This is a genomic window from Pseudosulfitobacter pseudonitzschiae, assembly GCF_002222635.1.
Lineage (GTDB): Bacteria > Pseudomonadota > Alphaproteobacteria > Rhodobacterales > Rhodobacteraceae > Pseudosulfitobacter > Pseudosulfitobacter pseudonitzschiae_A.
Window position 1 is genome coordinate 198481 of the sequence record NZ_CP022416.1, and the last position, 26704, is coordinate 225184.

The 26704-nt window shown below is 59.1% G+C and carries 26 protein-coding genes; 23 read left to right on the forward strand and 3 right to left on the reverse strand.

What is annotated here, in order from left to right; all coding sequences use genetic code 11:
• Positions 1-6: 6 nt before the first annotated feature.
• The 3 genes from SULPSESMR1_RS18545 (at position 7) to SULPSESMR1_RS18555 (ending at position 4073) form a co-directional block, all read left to right on the forward strand.
• Positions 7-1512 carry a M81 family metallopeptidase gene (locus SULPSESMR1_RS18545; RefSeq protein WP_089422556.1) on the forward strand — a complete coding sequence of 502 codons (1506 nt, stop codon included), beginning with the start codon at positions 7-9 and terminating at the stop codon, positions 1510-1512.
• A 73-nt stretch (positions 1513-1585) separates the two neighbouring features.
• Positions 1586-2407 carry a carbon-nitrogen hydrolase family protein gene (locus SULPSESMR1_RS18550; protein ID WP_089422557.1) on the forward strand — a complete coding sequence of 274 codons (822 nt, stop codon included), beginning with the start codon at positions 1586-1588 and terminating at the stop codon, positions 2405-2407.
• On the forward strand, positions 2397-4073 hold the full coding sequence (locus tag SULPSESMR1_RS18555) for a flavin monoamine oxidase family protein (RefSeq protein WP_089422558.1): 1677 nt from the start codon (positions 2397-2399) through the stop codon (positions 4071-4073). The genes SULPSESMR1_RS18550 and SULPSESMR1_RS18555 overlap by 11 nt, the downstream gene beginning before the upstream one ends.
• Before the next feature lie 189 nt (positions 4074-4262).
• On the opposite strand, the gene SULPSESMR1_RS18560 is transcribed toward SULPSESMR1_RS18555, so the two are convergent.
• Positions 4263-5246, reverse strand: coding sequence for a hypothetical protein (locus tag SULPSESMR1_RS18560; RefSeq protein ID WP_089422559.1), 984 nt, complete (start codon positions 5244-5246; stop codon positions 4263-4265).
• Between the two features lie 350 nt (positions 5247-5596).
• Here SULPSESMR1_RS18560 and SULPSESMR1_RS18565 point away from each other — a divergent pair, with 350 nt between their 5' ends.
• From SULPSESMR1_RS18565 to SULPSESMR1_RS18600, 8 genes are all read left to right on the forward strand, one after another.
• Complete coding sequence (locus SULPSESMR1_RS18565; protein WP_089422560.1) at positions 5597-6073, forward strand: molybdopterin-dependent oxidoreductase; 477 nt, start codon at positions 5597-5599, stop codon at positions 6071-6073.
• Positions 6070-7848: a sensor histidine kinase gene (locus SULPSESMR1_RS18570; RefSeq protein WP_089422561.1), complete on the forward strand. Its 1779-nt coding sequence runs from the start codon at positions 6070-6072 to the stop codon at positions 7846-7848. Before SULPSESMR1_RS18565 ends, SULPSESMR1_RS18570 begins: the two co-directional genes overlap by 4 nt.
• Complete coding sequence (locus tag SULPSESMR1_RS18575; RefSeq protein WP_089422562.1) at positions 7838-8887, forward strand: response regulator; 1050 nt, start codon at positions 7838-7840, stop codon at positions 8885-8887. Before SULPSESMR1_RS18570 ends, SULPSESMR1_RS18575 begins: the two co-directional genes overlap by 11 nt.
• 169 nt (positions 8888-9056) lie before the next feature.
• Positions 9057-9941 carry a DUF1403 family protein gene (locus SULPSESMR1_RS18580; protein ID WP_240311348.1) on the forward strand — a complete coding sequence of 295 codons (885 nt, stop codon included), beginning with the start codon at positions 9057-9059 and terminating at the stop codon, positions 9939-9941.
• Between the two features lies 1 nt (position 9942).
• Positions 9943-10527 (forward strand): SMC-Scp complex subunit ScpB, encoded by a 585-nt coding sequence (gene scpB / locus SULPSESMR1_RS18585; RefSeq protein WP_089422563.1) that lies wholly within the window; start codon positions 9943-9945, stop codon positions 10525-10527.
• A gap of 272 nt (positions 10528-10799) precedes the next feature.
• Positions 10800-11558: an amino acid ABC transporter substrate-binding protein gene (locus SULPSESMR1_RS18590; protein ID WP_089422564.1), complete on the forward strand. Its 759-nt coding sequence runs from the start codon at positions 10800-10802 to the stop codon at positions 11556-11558.
• Between the two features lie 3 nt (positions 11559-11561).
• Positions 11562-12236, forward strand: a complete 675-nt coding sequence (locus tag SULPSESMR1_RS18595) for an amino acid ABC transporter permease (RefSeq protein ID WP_089422565.1) — start codon at positions 11562-11564, stop codon at positions 12234-12236.
• Positions 12233-12967 carry an amino acid ABC transporter ATP-binding protein gene (locus SULPSESMR1_RS18600; RefSeq protein WP_089422566.1) on the forward strand — a complete coding sequence of 245 codons (735 nt, stop codon included), beginning with the start codon at positions 12233-12235 and terminating at the stop codon, positions 12965-12967. The genes SULPSESMR1_RS18595 and SULPSESMR1_RS18600 overlap by 4 nt, the downstream gene beginning before the upstream one ends.
• Positions 12968-12974: 7 nt before the next feature.
• Here the strand turns inward: SULPSESMR1_RS18600 and SULPSESMR1_RS18605 are convergent, their stop codons facing one another.
• Together SULPSESMR1_RS18605 and SULPSESMR1_RS18610 are read right to left on the reverse strand one after the other, a co-directional pair.
• Positions 12975-13595: a TetR/AcrR family transcriptional regulator gene (locus tag SULPSESMR1_RS18605; RefSeq protein WP_198362909.1), complete on the reverse strand. Its 621-nt coding sequence runs from the start codon at positions 13593-13595 to the stop codon at positions 12975-12977.
• A 91-nt stretch (positions 13596-13686) separates the two neighbouring features.
• On the reverse strand, positions 13687-14631 hold the full coding sequence (locus tag SULPSESMR1_RS18610; protein ID WP_089422567.1) for a nucleoside hydrolase: 945 nt from the start codon (positions 14629-14631) through the stop codon (positions 13687-13689).
• A 109-nt stretch (positions 14632-14740) separates the two neighbouring features.
• On the opposite strand from SULPSESMR1_RS18610, the gene SULPSESMR1_RS18615 reads away from it, so the two are divergent.
• The 12 genes from SULPSESMR1_RS18615 to SULPSESMR1_RS18670 all read left to right on the forward strand — a co-directional run bounded on the left by SULPSESMR1_RS18615 (position 14741) and on the right by SULPSESMR1_RS18670 (position 26511).
• Complete coding sequence (locus tag SULPSESMR1_RS18615) at positions 14741-15748, forward strand: isopenicillin N synthase family dioxygenase (protein WP_089422568.1); 1008 nt, start codon at positions 14741-14743, stop codon at positions 15746-15748.
• A gap of 54 nt (positions 15749-15802) precedes the next feature.
• Positions 15803-16660 carry an ABC transporter substrate-binding protein gene (locus SULPSESMR1_RS18620; RefSeq protein ID WP_089422569.1) on the forward strand — a complete coding sequence of 286 codons (858 nt, stop codon included), beginning with the start codon at positions 15803-15805 and terminating at the stop codon, positions 16658-16660.
• Between the two features lie 57 nt (positions 16661-16717).
• Positions 16718-17668 (forward strand): amino acid ABC transporter permease, encoded by a 951-nt coding sequence (locus SULPSESMR1_RS18625; RefSeq protein ID WP_089422570.1) that lies wholly within the window; start codon positions 16718-16720, stop codon positions 17666-17668.
• Positions 17661-18467, forward strand: coding sequence for an amino acid ABC transporter ATP-binding protein (locus SULPSESMR1_RS18630; RefSeq protein WP_089422571.1), 807 nt, complete (start codon positions 17661-17663; stop codon positions 18465-18467). Before SULPSESMR1_RS18625 ends, SULPSESMR1_RS18630 begins: the two co-directional genes overlap by 8 nt.
• Before the next feature lie 66 nt (positions 18468-18533).
• Positions 18534-19730 carry a trans-sulfuration enzyme family protein gene (locus SULPSESMR1_RS18635; protein ID WP_089422572.1) on the forward strand — a complete coding sequence of 399 codons (1197 nt, stop codon included), beginning with the start codon at positions 18534-18536 and terminating at the stop codon, positions 19728-19730.
• 156 nt (positions 19731-19886) lie between these two features.
• Positions 19887-21374, forward strand: a complete 1488-nt coding sequence (locus SULPSESMR1_RS18640) for an ABC transporter substrate-binding protein (RefSeq protein ID WP_089422573.1) — start codon at positions 19887-19889, stop codon at positions 21372-21374.
• 44 nt (positions 21375-21418) lie between these two features.
• On the forward strand, positions 21419-22363 hold the full coding sequence (locus SULPSESMR1_RS18645) for an ABC transporter permease (RefSeq protein ID WP_089422574.1): 945 nt from the start codon (positions 21419-21421) through the stop codon (positions 22361-22363).
• On the forward strand, positions 22360-23181 hold the full coding sequence (locus tag SULPSESMR1_RS18650) for an ABC transporter permease (RefSeq protein ID WP_089422575.1): 822 nt from the start codon (positions 22360-22362) through the stop codon (positions 23179-23181). Before SULPSESMR1_RS18645 ends, SULPSESMR1_RS18650 begins: the two co-directional genes overlap by 4 nt.
• Positions 23182-24153: an ABC transporter ATP-binding protein gene (locus SULPSESMR1_RS18655; protein ID WP_089422576.1), complete on the forward strand. Its 972-nt coding sequence runs from the start codon at positions 23182-23184 to the stop codon at positions 24151-24153.
• Positions 24150-24935, forward strand: a complete 786-nt coding sequence (locus SULPSESMR1_RS18660; protein WP_089422577.1) for an ATP-binding cassette domain-containing protein — start codon at positions 24150-24152, stop codon at positions 24933-24935. The genes SULPSESMR1_RS18655 and SULPSESMR1_RS18660 overlap by 4 nt, the downstream gene beginning before the upstream one ends.
• Positions 24932-25741, forward strand: a complete 810-nt coding sequence (locus SULPSESMR1_RS18665; protein ID WP_089422578.1) for a metallophosphoesterase family protein — start codon at positions 24932-24934, stop codon at positions 25739-25741. Before SULPSESMR1_RS18660 ends, SULPSESMR1_RS18665 begins: the two co-directional genes overlap by 4 nt.
• Complete coding sequence (locus SULPSESMR1_RS18670) at positions 25741-26511, forward strand: tyrosine-protein phosphatase (RefSeq protein ID WP_089422579.1); 771 nt, start codon at positions 25741-25743, stop codon at positions 26509-26511. The genes SULPSESMR1_RS18665 and SULPSESMR1_RS18670 overlap by 1 nt, the downstream gene beginning before the upstream one ends.
• The last annotated feature ends 193 nt before the right edge of the window (positions 26512-26704 follow it).

The window sequence follows — 26704 nt, forward strand, 5'->3', positions numbered from 1 at the left end:
GTCATCATGACGCACCGTGTCCTTACTGCCGAATTTATCCATGAAAGCAATACCTTCAAAAAGGGCCTGACCGAATTGCACAATTTCGAGGTTGATGTGCTGCTGGAAGGCGATGCAGCACTGGACCGTCTGTGTGACACCAACACCGGATTGGCAGGCTTTCAGGATGTCGCGACTGAAGCAGGCTGGGACATGATGCATGTGATCTCTGCCTATGCGGTTCCGGGTTCCAAGGTGTCCAAACACGCCTTTGACTATGTTTCCGACAAAATCTGTGCCGCTGCCCAAAAGCATAAAGACAGCCTTGATGGTATCCTGCTGGCCTTGCACGGTGCGATGGTCACCGAGTTTTGCGAGGACGGAGAGGGCGAATTACTGCAACGTCTGCGCGATATCGTGGGGCCGGCTATGCCCATCTCCACAACGCTGGACCTGCACTGTAATGTCACGCCGCAGATGGTCGAACTGGCCGATATTATCGTGTCCTATAAAACCTATCCCCACATCGATTTGCGCGAACGCGGGCGGCAGGCGGGCCATATTCTGAACGCGACGATGGCCGGAAAAATCAGCCCTAAAACCCGCCGCGCCCATTGTCCGATGTTGGACGATCCGAATGGTGGCCGCACCGATGTTGGCCCGATTGTGCCGCTCTACGCACGCGCACTGGAACACGAGGCCGAACCGGGCATTCACTGTGTCTCGATCAACGCGGGGTTTAGCGATGCAGACATCCAGCACATGGGGCCCACGGTTCTGGTCACCTATGACGCCAAAACCGACGGCGCAGAGGACCGTGCGCAAGAGATTTCCCAACAGATCGCAACCGAGATATGGCAGGCCCGCAACAGTATCGCCAACGACTTTCTGAGCGTCGAGGCGGCCTGTGCGGTCGCTAAATCATTCGACACCGCCCAAGGGCCATTGGTAATTGCGGATTATGCCGACAACCCCGGTTCGGGCGCCTATGGCGATGCCACAAACCTGTTGGCCGCGATGCTTGACGCAGGTCTGGAAAATGCAACCTTCGCTCCGATGATCGACCCCGAAGCCGCCGAAATGTTGTGTAAACACAGCATCGGCGACACCGTGACCCTGTCGCTGGGCGGCAAGAACGATCCTGCATTCGGCGGCGGGCCATTGGAACTGACAGGCGAGATCCGCCACATCTCTGATGGACAGCTGATCGGTGATGGCCCGATGATGGGCGGGCTGCACCGCAGTTTTGGCCCCACGGCGGTTTTGCGTGTTGAGGGTGTCGATATTCTGGTGGTCACGGAACGCGATCAGATGCTGGACCTGCAACAGTTCAAAACCTTTGGTATCCAGCCCGAAGAAAAATCAGTTGTCGCGCTGAAGTCGATGCAGCACTTCCGTGCCGCATTCGAACCGATCGCTGGTAAGGTGATCGTCTGCGACAGCGGCGCGCTCTCGACTCCGCAAATGAGCCGTCGTCCCTATGTCAACGTGCGTCGCCCTATTTGGCCGCTGGATACGGAAGCACAAATGTAGCAACACTTGGACACCCCCGCACATTTGCGGGGGCAATCAAAGCTGCGCGCTTGAACAGGCAAAGGAGACCCGCGTGAGAATAGCATGTATGCAGATTGCACCTCTGGCGTCGGATGTGGCGGGCAGTCTGGACCTTCTGGAGGACCATGCGGCCAAGGCAAAGGCGGCAGACTGCGATCTGCTGGTGACGCCAGAGATGTACTTGACGGGCTACAACATCGGTGCGGCACGGGTGCAGCAACTGGCACAGCCTGTCACTGGCCCCAGCGCCGAACGTGTCGCAGAAATCGCCCGCCGCAACGGTTTGGCGATCTTGTATGGCTATCCCGAAAAAGACCCCGATGGCGGGGCGGCCTTTAACTCTGTGCAATTGATCGACCAATCAGGCAACCGCATCGCAAACTACCGCAAAACACATCTTTATGGCGATGTGGACCGCGCACAGTTTCAGGCGGGTGACGCGCGCGCGCCGGTGATCTTGTGGCATGGCTGGAAGGTTGCGTTGGCCATTTGCTATGATATCGAATTCCCCGAACTGACCCGCGCCTATGCCCTGGGCGGGGCCGAACTGGTCCTGACCCCGACTGCCAATATGATCCCATACGACAGCGTTGCCACCAGACTGGTTCCCGCCCGCGCCGAAGAAAACGGACTGTTCGTCGTCTATGCCAACTATTGCGGCACCGAAGCTGCGTTTGATTATTGCGGGCTGTCGTGTGTATGCGGACCCGATGGCCGCGATGTTGCGCGGGCGGGCAGGGGGCCGGGGCTGATCGTGGCCGATCTTGACCGGTCCGAAATAGCGCAAACCAGACAGGCCGTGCGCTATCTGACCGACCGGCGCCCCGAGATTTACAACCGAACCGTACAGAGAACCGCCCGCGATGACACCTGAAGACAGACCCGCCCCGCAAGTCACCGCATTCGGTCCCGATTTTACCTTTTCGTTTGATGATTGGATCAACAATCCCGCAGGTCTGGGGGCGGTACCTGCCGAAAGCCACGGTCGTACCGTGGGCATAATCGGCGCGGGTATTTCGGGCGTGATCTGCGCTTATGAGTTGATGAAACTGGGCCTGCGCCCCGTGGTTTTTGAATCCGGCCAGTTCGGCGGCAGGTTGCGCAGCCAGCGTTTTGAGGGCACCAGCAAGGCCATTGCCGAACTGGGCGGTATGCGCTTCCCGCTCTCGTCCACTGCATTTTACAGCTATGTGGACATGCTGGGCATCGAAACACGCCCCTTTCCGAACCCGCTGACCAAAGCCGCCGGATCGACTGTCATCGACCTTGCGGGCGAGACGCTCTATGCCGAAACCATCGATGATCTGCCGCCGCTGTTCCGCGAGGTGGGTGCTGCCTATCAGCAAGCGCTGGAGGACCACGCCCAGTTCAGTGCGCTGCAAGCTGCCATCAAGAACCGTGATGCGGCGCTGGTGAAAGAGCTGTGGAACCCGATCGCCCGCGCATGGGACGACCGCAGCTTTTACGACTTCATCGCCTCGTCCGATGCGTTCCGGAAACTGTCCTTTCGCCACCGCGAAGTTTTTGGTCAGGTCGGCTTTGGCACCGGCGGCTGGGACAGTGATTTTCCCAACTCGATGCTGGAAATTTTGCGCGTGAACCTGCTGGGTCTGGATGACGACCAGCATTATATGGTCGGCGGTGTCGAACAGGTGCCACGGGGTTTGTGGACCCGCACCCCTGAAAAGATGGTGCATTGGCCCGAAGGAATGACGCTGGAGAAACTGCACGGCGGCTCGACCCGTGCGGGCGTGGTCAAGGTCCGTAAACAAGGCAGCGATGACCCCTTCGTGGTGACCGACCGTTGGGGGCGTGTTGAACAGTTCGATGCACTGATCAGCACCTGCCAAAGCTGGCTGATGACCACCTCGATGGACTTCGAGGAACGCTTGCTCAGTCAGGAAATGTGGATGGCACTGGACCGCACACGCTATATGCAGTCGTCCAAGACCTTTGTGATGGTCGACCGTCCCTTCTGGCGCGACCGCGACCCCGATACAGGCCGCGAAGTCATGAGCGTTACCCTGACCGACCGTATGACCCGCGGCACCTATCTGTTCGAAGACGGGCCGAATGAACCTGCGGTGATGTGCCTGACCTATTCATGGATGTCGGACGCTCTGAAGATGGAGCCGCTGCCGGTTGAAAAGCGGGTCGACCTTGCACTCGATGCTCTGCGCAAGATTTATCCGAAGGTCGATATTGCCAAACACATCATCGGCAACCCGATCACTGTCAGTTGGGAAAGCGACGAGAACTTTCTGGGCGCGTTCAAAGGGGCTCTGCCGGGGCATTACCGGTACAATCACCGGATGTACGGGCATTTTGAACAGTCGCATATGCCGCCCGAACAGCGCGGGCTGTTTCTGGCCGGTGATGGCATCAGTTGGACCCCCGCATGGGTCGAAGGGGCGGTTCAAACCGCGCTGAACGCAGTTTGGGGCGTGATGAACCACTTGGGTGGCCGATCCCACCCCACAAATCCCGGTCCCGGCGACGTTTACGCCGAACATGGCCCCGTTGATCTGGGCGACGCTTAGGGTTGCGCAGCACGACATCTGTTTGCACCGTTGCGCATCGGTTCATCTGCAGACAGAGGATGCGCAACCGAACAAGGTCGGCAACAATAAACGGCACCACACCCCGAAGTGATGGCCGACATTGGCATGTCGGCTTTTCAGGTCGCGGGTCAGGCCGGTTGGTTCTACGGCGCGGCTTTGCCAATCACGCTATGCTGGTTGCCCGCTCTGGGCATCTGTCGGCGTTGCATCTGCCGCGCCAAGTGCGCGGTCCTTCAGCTTGCGGAATTTGCCGGACATCTGTTCTAGCTTGGCTTCCCATTCGGGATTGGGCTGCTGACCTTCGATGACCTTGAAATAGACCTGCATCATGCACGCGATTGCAAATGGCTCCAACAATGCTGCCTTGACGCTCCACGCAAAGAGAAGCGCAAAGACCAGGCCCCCTGCCGCCCACGCACCGGGCATCAGATAGACAACCAGTGCCGCCGGGGCGAGCATCAGCAGGAATACCAGAAAGCTAAGCCCGTAGACAAACAGCGCCAGCCACGCGGCATTTTTCAGCATCACCTTGTAGTTTTGCCCATAGAGCACAAGCGCCTGTTTGGCGGACATCCACGCATTGGTGGATTGCGTGCGGATCGCATAAGCAAGGATCACCTCGTCGATAAACCCGACGGCGACGCGCAGGAATGCAGACAGGATCGTGGCCAGTTGCTGCACGCCGGGAACTGGCAAGATCGTCAGAATGCCACGGGCAAGTCCGGTGATCGCGCGGATCACACCTTTGATCAACTGATCAATGGCAAACAACACGCTGGCCTGTGGAAACCGTTCTTTTACCACATCGGTTGCATGGTTGATCTGGCTTCGGCCCTCGGGCATCGGTTTGCCGTCAATCAATTCGATCAGAACGGCGATATGGCCCGCCTTGACGATATAAAGAATGTATTCACGCGCCCAGTACATAAGCGCCCCGAAAATGCCAAAGCCCGCGAACCCGCCCCAAAAGGTCGTACCGGCCCGAAAGCTTTCATCGCCAAAGCCACCCACACCATAGCCGACACCTGCGCCAATACCCGTAACCAGAATATACCCAAGGGTGATGCCAAAGTAGACGGCCATGCGCAAAAGGATGAACGGCAGCGTCTGCAGCATCATTCGCATCGCGTTGCCCATGCTAAAGTCCCACATCTGCGTTCCTTTTTTTGAAGTTCTCTGTTTGAATCTGACGAAATAATGCGGTCCAGTGGTACAATCCCCACTGGGCCGCGACCGTAGAATAACTTTTTGCCGATACCGTCGCGGTATGTGCCGATGTGACACGCGAAGCACCGGATTTAATCAAGTGACCGCACGCGAAAAGTCCGTCGCGCGATATTGTGACCCGCTTGAATTGCGCGGGTTGCAGGGTAATGATTGCACGGCAGCGTCGGGTCTGCCCCGTTCGTTTAGACGGGGCGCGCCAAAATTTTTGCTGCCATGTAACGGATGACTGCCCACAGGCCGCAACATGCTCGGGGCACCACAAGGGGAAGACCGACATGTTGACACAGACAACGCTGGTTTTTGCAGGGTTGGTGGTCGCAGGTGCCACCGCTGTGACCGCTCAGGAGCATATGGCGCTGCATGTGTCGGGCCAGATTTCTGGCGGCTCGGTCACCCTTGATCAGGATGCATTGTCGGGGTTGCCAACGGTCGAACTTGTCACTTCGACCGTTGTCACCGATGGGCAGCACAGCTTTACCGGTTTTCTGATGCGTGATCTTCTGGACCAGCTTGGCGCAAAGGGCGAAACTGTCACCGCCATCGCATTGAACGACTATGTCGTGGAAATTCCAATGGCCGACTTCTATGATTTTGATGTGATCGCCGCGCACAGCATGGACGGCATCCCGCTTGACCGTGACGATAAGGGGCCGCTTTGGATTGTTTATCCCCGCGACGACCACGAGGCGCTGCAAGATATCCGGTATGATTACCGTTGGGTCTGGCAACTTTACCAGCTCGAGGTGCGATGATCCGGCTGGGCAAACCTGTCATCGGCCTGAGCCTGCCTTTGGTTGCTGTCATCGTCTTTGCCATTCTGATGACATTCTCGCTGATCCGTATGTTCGAGGTTGAAAACGCGATGCGGGTCGACGCCGAGCAGAACATGCTCTGGGTGCTACATCAAAGCGAGGTGGCTGCCCTGCGTCTGACCGAGACCGTTGCGCTGGCCGAACTGGGTGAGGTGGACAATGACGCCCTTTCGTTGCGGTTCGACATTCTTGTCAGTCGGGTCGCCCTGCTGAACGACGGACCGCAGCGCCGGTTTGTCGAACGGATCGGATATGATGACGAACTGGATGAGCTGACCGCCATGCTGCAAGCCGCAAAACCGATGGTCACCGATTTCACGCCCGCCGATGGGCCGCGACTGCGGGCCGCGCTGGCACCGCTGCCGCGTCAGTTTGGCAGGGCGGCAAATGTGGCAATGATCGCGGAATGGGACGGATTGGGCGGTCGGCTGGAAGATTACCGCGATCAGTTGCGCCAGACCATTGCGTCTTTGATCGGGATTATGTTGGCCGGTGGCATCCTGATGGTGACACTGGTGCTGGCACTGCGTCAATCGCACCGGCAGAATGACATGCTCCGGCGCGAGCGTGACTTTTCGGGATTGCTGATCTCGTCCAGCGGAGAAGGTATTCTTGCGGTTGATCATGCGGGCCGATGTACCCTTTGGAACGATGCGATGGGCGCCTTGCTGGGCAGATCAACCGAACAGGCCGTGGGCCGTCTTCTGGCAGAGCTTTCGGGCTTTTTCGACGTTGCCCCCGTCCGGCAAGGTTTGCAGCGCGCGCTTGCGGGGAAAACGGCGCAACTCAGGTTGCAACCGCTGTTTCAGCCGGATCAGGAAAACCCCCTGCATGTGGATCTGCGGTTCTTTCCCTTGCGCAACGAAGGCGAGACGTTGGGCGCGATCTTGTTCCTGACGGATGCCACAGACCGGTATGCGGCCCAGCAGCAAGACGCGCAGGATCGCGACCGGCTGGAAGAACTGGTGACCGAGCGCACCCGCGATCTGGACAATGCGCTGCAACGCGAGCGGTCGGCGGCTGATCTTTACCGCAACTTTGCGGCGATGGTGTCACATCAGTTTCGAACGCCTCTGGCGGTTGCGGATTCTTCTTTGCAACGGTTGATCCGGCGCGGCGCACGCGCCACACCGGCAGAGGTTACCGAACGCGCCACCCGCGCCAGAGATGCCATTGACGGGCTGACACGGTTGGTGGGCAGTACGATGGAGGCCGCGCGGCTGGACGCAGGCCAAATCGGAGCGCATAGGGTGGCTTGTGATTTGAACGCCGCCATTCAATCGGTCTGCGCCCGCCAGCGCGTAGCCGCCCCTGACCGGCAGATTATTGCAAGCAATCCGCAACACGGTCAGGTTCTGGCGTTCTGCGACCCTGCCCATGCCGAACAGGTGTTGGAAAACCTCGTGTCAAATGCCGTCAAATACGGGGCCTATGGCACGCCCGTCGAGGTGATCCCGTACGCAGAAGACGATTATCTGTACGTTGATGTATGCAATGCGGGAAAACCGATCCCCTTGGAGGACCGCGCGCAGATATTTGATCGCAACTATCGCGGTTCAAACAGCATTGGCAGTGCGGGAACCGGCGTTGGTCTGTTCATTGCGCGCACCTTGGCGCGGATGCAGGGTGGTGACGTGACCTTGCAGCCCGCGTGCGAAACAACGACCTTTCGTCTGACGTTGCCCCGATTCAAGAGCCCCGCAAATGACACATGAAACGCAGCCCGCGCTGATCCTTGTGGTCGAAGACGAAGATGCCCTGCGCCGTGACCTTGTCGAGGAACTCAACGATGCCGGCTATCGTACCCTTGCCGCCAGCGATGGGCAGGGTGCTCTTGATCTTCTGAACAACAACACGCCGGACCTGCTGCTTTGTGACATCACCATGCCGGGTCTTGATGGCTATGGCGTGCTTAGTGCGCTGCGCAGTCAACGTCCGGAACTGTCCATGACACCCTTTGTTTTTCTGACAGCCCTGTCCGAACCGCGCGAGGTTGTGCAAGGCAAGCTTCTGGGGGCAGATGACTATCTGGTCAAGCCGGTGGACTATGACCTGATGCTGGCCACCGTCGGGGCCCGTTTGCGACAGGTCGATCGCATCCGCAACCGTCATGACGATGAACTTTCGACTTTGCGCACCGCGCTTGGCGGGTTGTCCGGCGATGGCGTCGAACAGGCGCTCGATCTTATGTCCTTGGGGATCGTGCTGGTCGACGCACAAGGCAGACCGGTTCATATCAACCGCGCGGCACATGAGATGGCGGCTGCAATTGATTTTATCCGCTTCGATACAGCAAGTGTCCACGCCATTGACCCGCTGTCAGACCGGGAGTTGCAGCAGGCGATTGCCGGCACATTGCAGGCCGCGCAAGCCGGTGCCGAAAAGGTGGTGGGTGTCTTGCTTCACGGAGGGCAGGACGCGCCGAATGTCTCGGCGCTGGCCTGTGCTTTGCCAAATCGCAATGACGTCGGGCCCGCACAGCCCTGTGTCGCGCTTTTTCTGGCGTCACCGAACCGCCGGCGTGTGTCAGAGGCGGTCCTGATTGACTTGTATGACCTGACCCCAACCGAGGCGCGCATCGCAGGTGCCTTGGCCAGCAGTGCGCGCAAGGCAGATGTCGCCGCCGAACTTGGCGTCTCGCAAACAACAATTGCTTTTCACATGCGCAACCTGTTCGAAAAGACGGGCACACACCGCCAAGCCGACCTTATCGCGCTGATACTTTCCGGACCAATGATGATAAAATCGGAGTAACGCTGATCCAACCGGTGACAAGCTGGCCCTTTGGCAGCATCATTAATACCGCTTGGCACCTGAGCTGTGTCCAGCCATCAGTTCGTTGCGTGCTTCTTTCATCGCGTAACTAGGGCGCTTTGGCTGCTATTTTCTGGAAGCAAGCGCCGTTGTGACGTAGGGTGCCGGAATGAAAAATACCCCGATAGATATTGGTTCTTTTGTGGATACTCTTCCATTGATGCCACCTTGGATTTCCTCGGGGCGCGCAGAGACGCTTGAAGATGCGGCGTTTTTGTCGGGCGCTGCACTGTCGGTGCTGCATCTTGTGGTCACACAGGATGATGTTCCACATGCCTTGCTCAGGGATCGTTTGGCGCTGTGGGCCGCCGAGGCGTGTGTTGTCCATACGGGCCGCCCCGAGCGTGCGGCGGATTTGCGTGATGCGGTGCATTTGCTGCGTCCGGGCGATCAGCCGGGTCCAGCGGGCGCGATTTATCAGATGTGGCGGCAGGCTGTGGTGCAGCCGCTTTCGGGGCGGGGGCTGCACAAGGCGTTGCCGGAATGGAGCATTCACGACATCGCAAGCTGGCTTGATGCGGGGCGTGGGCGTGCCGTGTCTCAGGCGGCATCTGTGCTGGAGACTGTCTTGCAAGAGGCCCCGCGCGCCGAGGCGGAGGCGATGATTTTGGCCGATGCGGCGCTGGCGCGTGCGTTGGGTTGGGGCAGAATGGTGCCACTGCTGGCCGCTGGGCTGACCCCGCGCGATCTGCACCAAACAGGGGACGACCTGCGGCTGGCCTGTCACCGTACGATTGTGGCGTCGGCCACTGACACGGTGCGCCGCGCCGCCGAAACCACCCGCCGTGCGCACCGTCTGAAAGCCATTGTGCCAAAGCTGCGCGCCAGGGGGGCAGGGGCGGCGGTGGATATGTTCCTGACACGCGATGCGGTGGCCCCTGCCGCGCTGCCCTTGCCCGACCGCGCGGCGCGGCGGTTGTGTGACCGGCTGGTCGATCTGGGTGTTGTGCGCGAACTGACCGGACGTGATACGTTCCGGTTGTACGGAGTCTGAGATGGCACAACCGCTGGACCGCGCCCTGGAAGACCTGAGCCCCGACCTGCGATGGCGCGAATGGATGCGCCGGATCGAGGCGGTGTTGTTCGCATCGTCCAGACCTGTGTCGCGCGATGATCTGGCACGGGTGGTCGGACAGGACGTTTCAGTTGATCTGCTGATCGAAGACCTGAGCGCTGATCTGGAAGGCCGCGCATTCGAGGTGGCAAAGGCGGGGGACGGATGGTTTCTGCGTACCCGCCCGATCTATGCTCCCGCGATCCGTGCGGCGGCGGATGTGGGCGATCTGTTTCAGGATCTGAACGACTTTGACATCGCAGTGCTGGCCGCCATCGCCTATCACCAGCCGGTCACGCGGGACGGGTTAAAGGACATCTTTGGCAAAGAGATTAACCGCGATCTGATCGGGCGGCTGCACGCGCAAAACCTGATTGCCACCGGTCCACGCAGCCCGCGCCGCGGCGCGCCCTATACCTTTGTGACGACAGAGCAATTTCTTGTGGCGTTCGATCTGCAAAGCCTGCGCGACCTTCCCGATCGGGAAATGCTTGAGGATGCGGGTGTGGGATCGGGCGATGCCTGAGTTTGGCGCGTCCCGACGGGTGTTCCGGCACGCCCGCTCAGCCATGCAATTTTCGCATATCCGTTCTGTTTCCGTGCATTTCAGACCTTGCCAGGAGAACGCCGTTCCCAAAGCCGGTCAGTGGCGGGAAGCTATTCCCATCTGGACGCGCCAAAGGAACAGCCATTTGCGGGCAAGCGTTGGGCCGGACAAACGTCCCTCATTTGTGATGCGTATTGAAGCGGATGATGCCCAATGACATTTGGGGGTCAAGGGTTACAGGAGTAAACGAAATGCTGAAACAGATTATCGCGGCCACGGCACTTACCGTCACATGGGGCGGCACCGCCATCGCACAGGACACCGACACGCTGCGTGTCGGCATGTCGGGGGGCTATTTCCCGTTTACCTTCGTCAAGCAGGACGAATTGCAGGGGTTCGAAGTCGACGTGATGAATGCAGTCGGCGAACAGGCCGGACTGACTGTCGAATTTGAAACGATGGCGTTTTCGGGGCTGATAGGCGCGCTGGACGCAGGCCGTATCGACACCATCGCCAACCAGATCACCATCACGCTGGAGCGCGAGGCAAAATTCGCCTTTAGTGCGCCATATGTCTTTGACGGCGCGCAAGTGGTGACCAAGGCGGGCAACGAGGAAATCGGTGGCATCGAAGACCTGCGCGGCAAAACTGTTGCGGTCAACCTCGGGTCGAACTTTGAACAGCTGTTGAACGCGCTGCCCTATGCTGACGAGATTACGGTCAAGACCTACGAATCCAACATCGCGCAGGACACGGCCCTTGGGCGTGTGGACGCCTTTGTGATGGATCGGGTGTCGTCGGCACAACTGATCAAGGAAAGCCCGCTGCCGTTGCAACTGGCCGGACAGCCGTTCTCGGAAATCCGCAACGCGCTGCCGTTCCGCGATACCGACGCTGACCGCGCGCTGCGCGACCGTGTCGATGCGGCGCTGACCACATTGCGAGAGGATGGCACGCTGGCCGAGATCTCGCAGAAGTGGTTCGGCACCGACATTACCACGGCGGAATGACCTATGCGGGCACTTGACCTTGACTACATGCTGGGGCTGGTGCCCGTTATTCTGGGCTATGTACCGTTGACGCTGTTCATGGCTGGCGCGGGGATGGTACTTGCGCTGATTCTTGGTGCATTGCTGGCGGTCGAGCGGGTGGCAAAAGTGCCGGTGCTGGATTGGTTCGTGGTGCTGTTCATCAGCTTTTTCCGCGGCACGCCGCTGTTGGTGCAACTGTTCCTGTTCTACTTCGGCTTGCCGCAGGTGTTGCCATTTCTGACGCAGATTGACGGGGTGACAGCGGCCATTATGGGGCTGACGCTGCACTTTTCGGCCTATATGGCCGAGTCGATCCGCGCCGCAATTCTGGGCGTGGACCGCAGCCAGTGGGAGGCTGCGCAATCCATCGGCATGACCCAAGGCCAGATGATGTGGCGGATTATTCTGCCCCAAGCGGCCCGTGTCGCGGCGCCCACGCTGGTCAATTACTTTATCGACATGATCAAGGGCACCTCGCTGGCCTTTACGCTGGGGGTCACCGAAATGATGGGTGCCGCGCAGAAAGAAGCGGCAGGCAGTTTCCTGTATTTCGAAGCCTTTCTTGTGGTGGCGATTATTTACTGGATCATCGTCGAAGTCCTGAGTCAGGGGCAGAAACGGCTGGAAACCCATTTGAACAAGGCATTTGTCCGATGATCAGCATTCGTGGCCTGACCAAACATTTTGGCGCTGCACCTGTGCTGGATCACATTGATCTGGATATTGCCGACGGCGAACGGGTGGTGGTGATTGGCCCCTCGGGCACCGGCAAATCGACGTTGCTGCGCAGCCTGAACTTTCTTGATGCACCGCAGGCGGGCGTGATCACCATCGGTGATGTCACTGTGGATGCCGCCCGCGCGCGCAAGGCAGACATCCTTGCCCTGCGTCGCCGCACGGGCATGGTGTTCCAGAACTACGGGTTGTTCGCCAACAAGACCGCCAAGGAAAACATCATGGAGGCGCTGGTGACCGTGCAAAAATGCCCCCGCGCCGAGGCGGAACAACGTGCACTGGCGGTGCTGGCGGAAACCGGTCTGGCGGACAAGGCCGACAGCTTTCCGTCCGCCCTGTCGGGTGGGCAGCAGCAGCGTGTGGGCATTGGCCGCGCGATGGCGCTGGGGGCGGAACTGCTGCTGTTTGACGAACCCACATCGGCGCTGGACCCCGAATGGGTTGGTGAAGTGCTGGACCTGATGCGCGCGGTGGCCGAGCGTAAGCAGACGATGTTGATCGTCACGCACGAAATGCAGTTTGCCCGCGAAATCGCGAATCGTGTGGTGTTCATGGACGGTGGCAAGATTGTCGAAAGCGGCCCGCCCTCGCAGATATTCGGCGCACCGAAGGACGCGCGGTTACGCAAATTCTTGCAGCGGGTCGAGGGGTAACGGCGGGCTAGCGCTTTTTGAGGTTTGGATCTTCAACTAGGGGGCCCAATAGGACCGATCCAAACAGTGGCTGGTATTGTTCGCGCGTCTCTCTGGCTTCCTTGAAAGATAGGGCGTATTGGCCGATCTGATGAAAATAGGTGATGCGAGCGCGCACGATGCTTTCGTCTTCGGAATAGCCCATCTTTTGAAAGGCCTCTGTCAGCAGCACCATTCGCAAGTTGTCGTTTTCCTCTACCTCTCGCGCCAATGACGCCGAAGTGCGAGACCAGTCGCGAGTGGCAAGGTCAAGCGCGGGGCTGAAGGGCGCTTCATCCACCCAGACGTGCACAATATCGGTGAACAATTGCAGCCCGTCGTCATAGCTGGCTTCACGCAGCGCGACAAACGGGGCGCAGTTGGCGCAGCGCCATTCATTCAAAAGCTCGTCGTGCAGGTCGTTCAGGCTTTTGAAGTGAAAATAGAAACTGCCGCGGGTGACCTTGAGCTTGCGCGCAAGCCCGTCGATCTTGACCTCGGCAATCCCGCGCTTCTCCAGAACTTTCCGTGCCGCGGCGACCCAGGCATCACGTGACAGGTTTTTGCGTGGTGCCTTGACGGGCTTGTTTGCTTTTTCAAGTTCACTCACGTGCCAACAGGCCCTTGCTTTTATTGCTATTTCCACGCCCGAAGGTCGAGGTAAAAGTTGTCATGTTTGCTCGGCTATGTCCATAGACCGGTCACGGCAACGACCCGATACGCTCCAGCATAAGGGCAAAGAATGCGTCCGCATCCACCCGCCGTAACACATTACAGTTCTTGTCGTTTCCGGTGACGCCCCACCAGTCAACCACAGTCATGCCGATGGTCACGGGCGAGGAAATATCGACAGTGACGTGGCACATACGTTGGTCGTAGATTTCCGGCGCAAGAAGATAGCCGGTGACACAGGCGTCATGGATCGGGCGCGCCTCGGTCGGGAATTTGTGCGATCCGTACTGGCGGAAGAAGTCGGCCAGATTGGCGGCCTGCACGGCGGCGTGGCTGCCGGTGTTTCGTAAGTCCTGCAACCATTCTGGTGTCATTTGCGCGGTATAGGTACAGTCAATGCCAGCCATGGTGACCGGTACACCGGAGGCAAAGACTTTGTGCGCGGCGTGAGGGTCGACAAAAATGTTGAACTCGGCTGCGGGCGTGGTGTTGCCACCTTCGAAAAAGCCTCCGCCCATCAACACGACTTCGCGGATGCGCGGGATTATGCGCGGCTCCATCGTCATGGCCATGGCGACGTTGGTCATTGGGCCAAGGGTGCAGATGGTGATTTCGCCCTCGGGGGCCTCCATCAACGTGCGCACCATGAAGTTGACGGCATGCTCTCTTTGCAGCGGGACGACGGGATGCGGCAGTTCGGCCCCGTCGATACCGGTTTCGCCGTGGATGTGTTCGGCAGTTAGCAACGTGCGCACCATTGGTGCGGCGCATCCTGCATAGACCGGCACATCAGGACGCTTTGCCAGCTCGATAACTTTCAGCGCGTTGAGGGATGTCAGGGGCAGGGGCACGTTGCCTGCAACGGTTGTGATGCCCACAACCTCCAGTTCTTCGGGCGAGCCAAGAGCGAACAGGATTGCAAAGGCATCATCATGCCCCGGGTCCGTGTCTATAATGATTTTGCGCGCTCTCATCGGGGTGACCTTCCTGATCTGACAAAAAACTGTTGCTGTTTTTTGTCTTCCGTGAGTACAATACAGTACTGTATTTTATTGGCAAGATCGACAAGACTAGGAGACTGCAATGAACGGCACTGCACGGGGTGATTTTTCCGAAATCCCGAAGCTGGATGTATCGGCACTATACGGCACAGACGAAGGTGCCATTGCCGACACCGCCGCCGAAATGCGCGGCCACCTCGAGAGGACCGGATTTCTGTATGTCGTCGGTCACCCCATCACCTCCGCGCAGATCGAAGCGGTGCGCACGATGGGCAAACGGTTCTTTGCCTTGTCCGAGGACGAAAAGGCCAAGATACAGATCAACAAGAACTTTCGTGGCTATCTGAAGTTTGCAGGTTCGACCATTGTGACGTCTTCGGTCGAGCAGGTGAGCAAGCCCAATCAAAGCGAATCCGTGTTTTTCATGCACGAAGTGGCCGAAGACGACCCAGGCGCCGTGGCGGGCCTGCCGTTGCAGGGGCCTAACCAGTGGCCGGATGCAGAGGTGCTGCCGGGGTTCCGCGATACGATTGAAGCCTACGTCGAGGCGATGACGGTGCTGGGCCGCAAGATGGCCAGTGCCATTTCAATCTCGCTGGGACTACCCGCCGACAGTTTGAACCGTTATTTTGAAGATCCGACGACCTTCTTGCGACTGCTGCACTATCCGCCGCAGCCGCCCGAGGACGGTTTGTTCGGTTCTGCCCCGCATACTGATTACGGGTTTATCACACTGCTGGCGCAGGATGATGTGGGCGGCTTGGAAGTGCTGAACAAGAACGGCGATTGGGTTGCTGCTCCGCCGATCCCTGGTGCTTTTGTGATGAACGTGGGCGATATTCTGGCGCGCTGGTCAAACGATCTGTTTGTGTCAACCCCGCACCGCGTCATCAACAGCTCGGGCCGCGAGCGGTATTCGCAGCCGTTCTTTTTCGATCCGTCGATGGATGAAACGATCAAGGTGCTTGAACCCTGCATCGGCCCGGACGGGCAAGAGAAATACGAACCGATCCTTTATCGCGACTATCTGATGGAGCGGATCGACAAGAATTATCATTACCGTAAGAAAGCTGCGGCAGAGGCGACATAACCGGCTGCCGCATTGTTCTATACCATATCACCAATTCCAACTTGGAGGGATATTATGAAAAAGACCAATAAATTGATTGCACCCGTTGCAGGCGCCTTGCTTGCCCTGAGCCCGGGCAGCGTGTTTGCCGCGGACATTACCGTGTCGCCGGATGTGACCGAAAGCGGGGTACTAGCGATTGCGAACACGCTGGACTACGCGCCCTTCGAATATCTGGACGAAAACGGTGAACAAGCTGGCATCATCGTCGAACTGGCTAATGCCGTCGCCGACGTCATGGATGTCGAGTTGGACATTCAGCGCACGCCGTTCCCGTCGATGATCCCCGGCCTTGCGGCTGGCCGTTTCAGCGTCGCATGGGAAACATTCTCCGCCACGCCCGAACGTCTGGAGCAGGTCGATTTCGTGATGTTCCTGAAAGCAGGCGTCGCTGCGTCGACATTGGCTGCTAACGTCAAAGCCTTTGCCGGAGACTATCCGCTGTGCGGCAAGGCCGTCGGCGTGTCTGCAGGCAGCGTTGCGGATTTTCTGGTTGAAAAGCTGGACACCGAATGCACCAGCAACGGTTTGGACACGGTCAATAAGTCGGTGTTCAACACCTCCACGGATATCGTTCAGGCGGTCCTTTCAGGTCGTATCGACGCGCGGTTGGATGATGCCACGGCCTCCAGCTTTTTCGAGGTCGAGAGCAAGGGCAAACTGGTCGTGCTGCCGACACTTTACGAAGTTTCGCCACTGGGAATGGCCATTGCCAAGGACGATCCCGACACCGCCAACATGATGCAACAGGCGCTGGCTGCCGTTTTTGAGAACGGCACTTACAAGGCCGTTTTGGATAAATACGGAATGGATGCTTATGCGATCACCGAACCTTATTTTGTTGGTTCGATGGACGATCTGCGTCAAGATTAATGAGACCAAGCGCCCGGACATTTCGGGCGCTTTCCACTCTCTAGAGGACGTCTGCCGATGGGCACTCATGACGTAAACAATGACGTACAGGTGCGGTCGGCCTCCGATACAGTGACGTCGCTGAAGATAGTTCCGCAAAAGCAGTACGGGCTGTGGGGCGGGACGGCACTGGTGTTGGTGTTGATGTATTTCATCATCCGTGCTTTTGCCGTCAATCCGGCCTTCGAATGGGACGTGGCGCGCAGCTATATGTTCCATCCGTCGATCATGCACGGGCTGTACAACACTTTGTTGCTGACAGTGATCATCATGATTACGGCTACCATACTGGGCACGATCATCGCGATCATGCGGGTGTCGCGCAGTGAAATCTTGAACGGGTTTGCGGGCGCATATGTGTGGTTCTTTCGCGGCGTACCCGCTCTGATTCAGCTGATTTTCTGGTTCAACCTGTCCTTGCTGGTCAGTAACATTTCGGTCAACCTGCCGTTCGTGGGTGAGGTGTTTTCGGTGCGCACCAACGACTTTATGACCCCGTTCTTTTCGGCGATAGTGGCGCTGGCGCTGTGCGAGGCGGGCTACATGGCCGAAATCATTCGCGCAGGCATCAAATCCGTGCCCTCTGGTCAGGCCGAGGCCGCGACTGCACTTGGCATGCCCTACCGGATGATCCTGAAACGGATCACCTTGCCGCAGGCCATGCGTTTTGTCGTGCCGCCCACCGGCAACGAAGCGATCAACCTGCTGAAGATGACATCGCTGGTGACGTTCATCGCCGTGGATGACCTTTTTTACTCGGCCCAAAGCATTTATGCCCGTACGTTCGAGACGATCCCGCTGCTGATCGTTGTGTCGACCTGGTATCTTGCGGTGGTCAGCATCATGTCGGTTGGTCAGTACTTTCTCGAACGGTATTTTGGACGCAGCGACAAGCCCAACGAGACGCTGTTCGACACTTGGATACGCGCAATTTTTGGCCGTAAAAACCGGAGCGACGCCGATGTCTGAAGCACAAAAGTTGAACAGGGCACGGTTTGACGTGCCCGAAACCTCGATGATTTTTGCGCGCGGTGTGCGCAAAAGCTTTGGCGTGACCGAAGTACTGAAGGGCGTCGATGTGGACGTGGCCGAAGGATCCGCGACCTGTATCATCGGGCCTTCGGGTTCCGGCAAAAGTACGTTTCTGCGCTGCATGAACCATCTGGAAAAGCTCAGCGGCGGGGTCATCCTGATTGATGGGAATTTCGTAGGCTACGATCTGGTCGGCGACCGTCTGATCGAGCTGAAGGACAAGTTGGTTTGCCAGCGCCGCGCCGAGATCGGCATGTTGTTCCAATCGTTTAACCTGTTCTCGCATATGACGGTTATGGAAAACCTGATCGAAGCTCCGGTGCGCGTGCGCAAGATTAACAAGGCCGAGGCAGAGGCGGATGCGCTGACGCTTCTGGCCCGGGTCGGGCTGGGCGATAAGGTGACAAGTTATCCGCGCGAACTGTCGGGCGGCCAGCAACAGCGTGTCGCCATAGCCCGCGCACTGGCGATGAAGCCCAAGGCGCTGTTGTTTGACGAACCCACCTCGGCGCTGGACCCCGAATTGGTCGGCGAGGTACTTAACGTCATGCGCGATCTGGCGACAAGCGGCATGACGATGGTGGTGGTCACCCACGAAATCGCCTTTGCGCGCGAGATCGGTGACCAACTGATTTTTATGGACGATGGCGTGGTCGTCGAAAAAGGCGACCCCAAAGAGATGATCGAAAACCCGCAATCGCCGCGCACCCGCGAATTCCTGTCGCGCGTTCTGTAACGCTGTGGTGGCTTGACACTCTTCAATTCCCGTCGGCGCGCGCGTCGGCAAACAAAGGTATCCAAGATGGACAACTCTGACCTCAACTTTGCCAGCCTCGCAGTCTTTTACGAGCCGGAAGAGTATTCGCTATCCATCAACTACCCGCTCTATATGTCCGCGAACTTTGAATACGGCGGCGACACCTATGACCGTATCACCCAAGGTGCGCGCAAGGATGTGAACATCTATTCGCGTTGCGGCAATCCGACGGAATACCAGTTCGAAGAGCACGTCGCCCGGCTGGCTGGTGGCACCGCCTGTCTGGCGACTGCGTCGGGGATGGCTGCGATTTCGCACGCTCTGTTCGGGGTGATGAAGGCGGGCGATCACGTGATTGCGGATCTTACGACCTATTCCAGCACGCACGAATTCTTTGACCACCGCGCCTGTGATTTTGGCCTGGACGTGACGCTGGTGGATTGCACCGATGTGGCCCGCGTCCGTGCCGCGATCCGCCCCGAAACCAAGGTTCTGTACTTCGAGGCAATTGCCAACCCGACGATGAAGGTTGCTCCCATGGCCGAGTTGGTGGCGCTTGCGCACGCGCATGGCATCGTTGTGATTTGCGATAATACCTTCGCCTCACCCGCCATCTGCCGTCCGCATGATTTTGGCGTGGATGTGGTCGTGGAAAGTGCGACTAAATTCATCGGCGGTCACAACGATGCAGTGGGCGGTGTCATCACACAAAAATCGGACATTTTACCTGCCGACTGGCTGGAAGACGTCCGCTGGAACACGCTGAACAAACTGGGTGCGCCAATCTCGCCGTTCAATGCGTGGCTGCTGTTGCGCGGGGCGCAGACATTGGCCCTGCGCGCCGAGCGTCAATGCCAAAGTGCTGCCAAGATCGCCGCATGGCTGCGCGATCACCCGCAGGTGGAACGTGTGTTCTATCCCGGACTTGAAACGCACCCCAATCATGCGGCTGCCAAGATCCAGTTGCGCGATTTCGGTTGCATGATGTCGTTCAAGGTCGCCACTGAAGAGATGGGCGTACAGATCCTGAAAAACCTGAAACTCTGTGCCTTTGCCGCCAGCTTGGGCGGGGTTCGTACCACGACCCAAATGCCCGGAACGATGGCGTTTCTGGACATCCCGCTGCAAGAGCGGATCGCCATGGGGATCGAGCCTGGCTTGGTCCGAATTTCAGTTGGAATTGAGCATGTGGACGACATTATTGCCGATCTGGATCAGGCGATCAAAGCCGTGCTGGCATAAAGATTTTTCGCGCGGTTGAGCTAAATATGGCAATCTCGTGAAGATTTGCCGGTTTGGTTGCAATAGGATTGACCACCCTCGTCTCCCTGCGCAGACTGATGCCGAACGGGGGCGCGCAGCCTCGCGTCATCTTGTCTTGGAACATGGGGTGTTCAAATGGCTGACTTTTCGAGAATTTTCACTGCCACCACAATTGCGCTGGGTCTGGGCCTGTCGCCTTTGGCGGCCGCGGCCGACCAGTTGATTATTGGCTTGCAGCAGGAACCGACTTCGCTGGATCCGACGGCTGACGCCACGGCGTCCATCGACGGGATGATGACGATGAACGTCTTTGAATCCCTGACCATTGTGGCGGAAAACGGCGAAGTGCAGCCTAACCTTGCCACCAGTTGGGAAGTGTCAGAAGACGGGCTGACATATACGTTCAAGCTGGCCGAGGGCGTGATCTTTCACGACGGCACCAGCTTTGACGCCGAAGACGTTGTGTTTTCCTTCAACCGCGCGATGGCCGAAGAAAGCGTGAACCCCTCCAAGGACATCTTCAAGCCGATCGAAACGGTTACAGCTGTTGATCCGCAAACCGTCGAAATCAAGCTGTCGCGCAAGGATGCGTTCTTTTTGTTCAACATGGGGCAGGGCGATAGTTCCATCGTGGCTGCGGAAACCGCTGACACGAACACCACCAGTCCCGTGGGCACCGGCCCGTTCAAGTTTGACAGCTGGACGCGTGGCGATCGTCTGACGCTGGTCAAGAACCCCGATTACCGCGATGCGGGCGACGTGGCACTGGACAAGGTCGAGTTCCGCTTTATCTCGGACCCGTCGGCGGCCACGGCTGCGATGATGGCCGAGGAACTGGACGCCTTTCCCGGTTTTCCCGCCCCCGAATTGCTGGCCCAATTCGAGGCCGACCCGCGCTTTCGCGTGAATGTAGGATCGACCGAGGGCGAAGTTATCCTTGCGATGAACAACTCCAAACCGCCCTTCGACAACATTGAAGTGCGCCGCGCCGTGGCCACTGCCGTCAACCGCGACGAGATCATCGAAGGGGCCATGTACGGGCAGGCCGTGCCGATCGGCAGCTTCTATCCGCCCCACGGCACCGCCTATGTCGATCTGACCGACGCCTATCCCCATGACGCGGATAAGGCCAAGCAGATGTTCACCGAAGCAGGTGTCGAAGGCACCACTATGACCTTGCGCGTGCCACCGTTCCCCTATGCCACACGCTCTGCCGAAATCATCCAGTCCGAACTGGCCGCAGCGGGAATCGACGCCAAGGTCGAGAACGTCGAATGGGGTTTCTGGATCGACGAGGTCTATAAGAAAAAGAACTATGACATGACGATCATCGCGCATACCTCGCCCAACGACATGGGCAACTTTGCGCGGGGGCCAAGTTATTTCTACGGCTACGATGACGCCAAGTTCAACGAGCTTTGGGCCCAGATCGAGACCGAGTCAGACCCGGCGAAACGCGACGAACTGCTTGAGGAAGGTCAGAAATACCTGAGCGACCAGTCGGTGCATGTTTTCATGTTCCAACTGCCGCTGCTGGGTATTTTCCGCACTGGTGTCGAAGGTTACTGGTCCTCGGCTCCGGTTCTTTACATGCCCCTCAAGGGTGTGAGCAACGCAGGTTGATGGAGATCGGCTGCGGGGCATGAGCGCCGCAGCCGGATCACTTTATGGGTTATTTCATCTTTCGCCGCACCGCCGGCTTTGTGCTGACGCTGCTTGTGGTGTCGGCGGTGGTCTTTGCTGTGATGAACGTGCTGCCGGGGGATCCGGCGCTGACCATTCTGGGGCTGGATGCAACCGACGACGCGCTGGCCGCATTACGTGAACAGCTAGGTCTGAACGAACCGGTGCTGTCCCGCTATTTCTTGTGGATATGGAATGCCATGCAGGGCGATCTTGGCGTCAGCCATTCGTTCCGCGTTCCCGTATCGACCCTGATTGCGGAACGTCTGCCGATGACTGTGTCACTGGCGGTCGCGGGTATGATCTTTACCCTGATCGTCGCGCTGACCTTGGGCATTGGCGCTGCTGCGCGCCATCGCAAGGTGGGCGACTGGGGTGTAATGTTCCTGTCGCAGATCGGCATCGCCGTGCCCGCCTTCTGGCTGTCGATGCTGCTGGTGCTGCTGTTCGCGGTCAAACTGCGCTGGCTGCCCCCCGGCGGCTTTGCGGGTTGGTCCGATCCTGTGGCTGCGATGCGGTCGCTGATCTTGCCGACCATCGCATTGGGCGTGGTGCAATCTGCGGTGCTGGCGCGTGTCACCCGGTCTTCTGCCCTCGAGGTTATGCGGCAGGATTTTGTGCGCACCGCCCGCGCCTCGGGCCTGTCGCAGCGGCGGGTGCTTTGGCGGCATGTGTTGCCCAATGCACTGGTGCCGATCGTGACCATCGTGGGTATGCAATTTGCGGCATTGGTCACCGGCACCATCGTGATCGAAAACGTGTTCTATCTCCCGGGACTAGGGCGGCTGATTTTCCAGTCGATCGCAAACCGAGACCTGCCCACGGTCCAAGCGCTGGTGATGTTGTTCGCAGCCATCGTCGTTACCGCGAATTTTGTGGTCGATCTGCTGTATGTGGTGATCGACCCGCGCCTGAAGGCCCGCTCATGACGCGCCGTATGCCTGTCAACTTCATCATCGGTGCGGTGCTGGTCACGCTTGTTGTGGGCAGTGCCGCGCTGTCGCTGGTCTGGATGCCGTATGACGCGACGCAGATGGCAATATCGAACAAATTCGCCGCCCCCTCGGTTACCCACTGGCTGGGCACCGACCAGTTGGGCCGCGATGTGTTGTCGCAACTGATGGCAGGGGCACGCAATTCGATGGCTGTGGCGCTGGTTGCGGTGCTGCTGGGCGGGTCGGTGGGCGTGGCGCTGGGGCTGCTGGCTTCGGCCCTTGGCGGTTGGGTCGAGGACGGCGTGATGCGGCTGGCCGATCTGGGCTTTGCCTTTCCGGCGCTGCTGTTTGCGATCATGCTGGCGGCGGTTTTCGGCCCCTCGCTGACCAATGCTGTGCTGGCCATCGCATTCATCAACATTCCGGTCTTTGCCCGCGTGACGCGTGGTGCCGCCAATCAGGTCTGGACCTACGATTACGTTCTGGCCTCTCGCGCCGCAGGGCTGAACCGCTTTGCCATCAGCCGCGATCATATTCTGCCCAATATTGCCGCTGCGATTATCGTGCAGGCCACCATCGAATTTGCCGTCGCCATTCTGGCCGAGGCGGCGCTGTCGTATCTGGGCCTTGGCGCGCAGCCGCCCGCCTCCAGTTGGGGCCGCATGCTGTCCGAGGCGCAGACGCTGATGTATCTCGCCCCGCAGTTGGCGATCTATCCGGGTCTGTGCATCGTGGTTGCGGTGGTGGGGTTTGGCCTGTTGGGCGACGGGCTGCGCGATATGTCCGACCCCCGTCTGTCGAGGGAGCGCTAGATGTTCGAGCTTGCCGATTTTTCCGTCAGCTTCGGGGCCGCTACAGCCCTGCGCCACGCCAATCTGGAAATCCGCAAGGGCGACCGGTTGGGTATCGTGGGCGAAAGCGGGTCGGGTAAGACCATGCTGGCACTGTGTCTGATGGGCATGGCCCCCGACGCCGCAAAAATCAGCGGGCGGTTGCGCATTGACGGGCAGGACATGACCCATGCGACCGAAAACCTCTGGCAGCAGATGCGCGCCCGCAGGGTCGCGATGATCTTTCAGGAACCGATGACCGCACTCAACCCTTTGCGCCGGATCGGGGATACGGTGATGGAGCCGTTGATCGTCCACGAAGGCCTGAGCCACGCACAGGCCCGAACGCGGGTGCTGGCGCTGCTGGAAGAGGTGGGTATTCCCGACCCGCCCGCAAGGATGCGCATGTTCCCCCATGAGCTGAGCGGGGGACAACGGCAAAGGGTTCTGATCGCCTTGGCGCTGGCGTGCAACCCCGCGCTGCTGATCGCGGATGAACCCACGACCGCACTGGATGCCAATGTGGCGCTGCGCATCACCGATCTGTTGGTGCGTCTGGCGCGCGAACGCGGCATGGCGTTGGTGTTCATCACTCACGATCTGGCCGCAGTCGCGCGCACCACGCAAGATATCGTGGTGATGTACGGCGGCGATATGGTCGAACGCGGCCCGACGGCGCAGGTTCTGGCCAATCCCGCGCATCCCTACACCATAGGCTTGCTTGCGGCGCGCCCCGACCCCGCTGCGCCGCCCCGCGATGCCAACGGAAAACGCCGCCGCCTGCCGACGCTGCCGGGCACGGTGCCGCCGCTGTCTGCGCTTCCGCAAGGCTGCCGTTTCTCGGGGCGCTGCGCCGCAGAGCTGGACTATTGCGCCAGCACCCGCGCACCGGACCGTCCTATTGACACGCACCGGTCAGCCGCCTGTCATTTGTTCAGCGAGGGCACCACATGACCGCCCCCCTGCTTGAGGCCCGCAACCTGACCCGCCGCTATCGTTTGCCACGCACATCCCTGTTGCGCTCGGCCCCCGTTCTGACGGCAGTCGACGACACCAGTTTTACCATCCGCGCGGGCGAGACGTTGGGCGTGGTGGGGGAATCCGGCTCGGGCAAATCGACCATTGCCCGAATGGTCATGGCGTTCGAAGCCCCGGACGAAGGCGAGGTGCTGTTTCAGGGGCAAACCCTGCACAGCCTGTCGGCGGCAGAGCTGCGCGTGCAACGGCAAAAGTTCCAAATGGTGTTTCAGGATCCCTTCGGCTCGCTTGATCCGCGCCGCAAGGTTGGCTGGTCTATCGCAGAACCCATGCGCGCTATCGGTATTGATGGTGATACCGCACGGCGCACGTCCGAGGCGTTGGAACAGGTGGGCCTGCCCACGCGCGATGCCGACAAATACCCGCATGAATTCTCGGGCGGCCAGCGCCAGCGTATCGCGATTGCACGCGCCATTGTCACCCGTCCCGCCCTGCTGGTCGCGGACGAGGCTGTCTCGGCGCTGGATGTGTCGGTGCAGGCGCAAATCCTGAACCTGTTGATGGACCTTCAGGACGATCTGGGGCTGGGCATTCTGTTTATCAGCCACGACCTTGCCGTAGTGGCCTCGATCTGTGACCAGATCCTTGTGATGCAGCATGGAAAACCGCTGGAATCCGGCCCCACGGGGCAGGTCTTGCGCGCACCGGCGCATCCTTATACCCAAACATTGCTCAAGGCAGCAGGAGTATTTTCATGACGCGGTTTATCCATCTCACAGACCTGCACGTGTCGCACCCAGATGCGGGCGACCCCTCTGCCAATGTGCCGCAAAACGCACCGATGCTGGAACAGGTCGTGGGTCTGATCAACGCAATGGAACGCCAGCCCGATTTTGTCGTGGCCAGTGGCGATCTGACCAATATGGGCGATCCCGACAGCTATGCGATGCTCAAGGACATCCTGAAGCCGCTTGCACCGCCTTTGGTGATGGCGCTTGGCAATCATGACAAACGCGAAGGCTTCCACAAGGTGTTCGAGGGCACATCCTCTGACGCTCCGTTCTTCAATGACCAAGTGCTTGGCGGGCTGCATGTTATCACGCTTGATACTCTGGTGCCCGGCCATGTGGCCGGCACCCTGTGTGACGCGCAATTCGACTATCTGGCAGCGGCGCTGAGCCGTCATGCCGACCTGCCAAAACTGATCGTCATGCACCACCCGCCCCGCGTTGATGCGGACGGTCTGCCGTGGGGCAGTATCGACATGGACAGCACCAACCGGCTGGCCGACCTTCTACGTGGCCAACACATTGCGGGGATACTGTCGGGTCATATTCACATCAATCAGGTCAATCACTGGAACGGTATTCCCCTTGTGGTGTCGATGGGTCTGAATTCTTCGGTGGACCTGTTGGAAACCAATGATCTGCGTTTGGTAGAGGGGCGTGGCTTTGGTGTCTGCGATTGGCGCGCCACAGGTCTTTCGGTCAGCTTTGTGCCGCTGACCCCGACACCGCGCGAACTGGGCGTGATCGACCGCGCGCGATTGCTGGCCTTTACCTGATGAAAAACAAGCGACACCTGCCCGTCGAGGGTGCCTTTAACATCCGTGATCTTGGCGGCTATGAAACGCGTTCGGGTGACCTTATTCCGTGGCGGCGCTTTTTGCGGTCGGACAGCCTGCACCGCATTGCCCCGCAAGACGTCATTCGCTTGCATGAAGAAGGCTTGCGCGCGGTCATCGACCTGCGCACCAGTGCCGAGGTTGCAGACGCGCCCAACCCCTTTGCCGCCTTTCCTGACGTTCATTATGTGAACCTGCCGCTGTTCGACGACCTGTCACCACAAGCCTTGTCAGATGCCGCACAAGAGGGGGAACACCCGCTGTTCACCTTCTATATGACGGCGCTGGAAACCCGCGGCGATGCAATTTGCACGATCCTGACAGAGATGGCACAGATCGACGACGGTACTGTGCTGTTCAATTGCACGGCGGGAAAGGACCGCACCGGCATCATCGCGGCGTTGCTGCTGGGCATCGCGGGCGTGGATCGCAAAGCGATCATTGCCGACTATGCCCTGACGGCCGAATTCATCCCCGATCTTGTCGCGGAATTCCTCAATATCTCCCGCGCGCGGGGTGGTGACACCGAAAGCTACGCGCGTATGTTGGAAAGCCCCGCCGAGACGCTTGCAGCCACGATGGATGCGATCCGGCACCGCTATGGAACATTCCGGACCTATCTGGAAGCGATCGGCCTGCCCGAGAACGTGCGCCTGACCCTGCGCGCGCGGCTGCGGGGTCAGGCTCCGGCAGCACAAAAGACAAAATAGGCGCTCGGCAAATCCTCAGCCTGATATCATCTGCCAATATCGCCTGAAGTCGTCGGGCCAAAATGTCCTGCGCTTCCTGCCCAAATCAATATCAGCGGACAGCTTGTCCATACCCGCCATTTTCCTGCGATCAGGCTCTGGTGTCGGACAAGATGACCTGACACTCTGTCCCAAAAATACGGTTGGGTGTGCC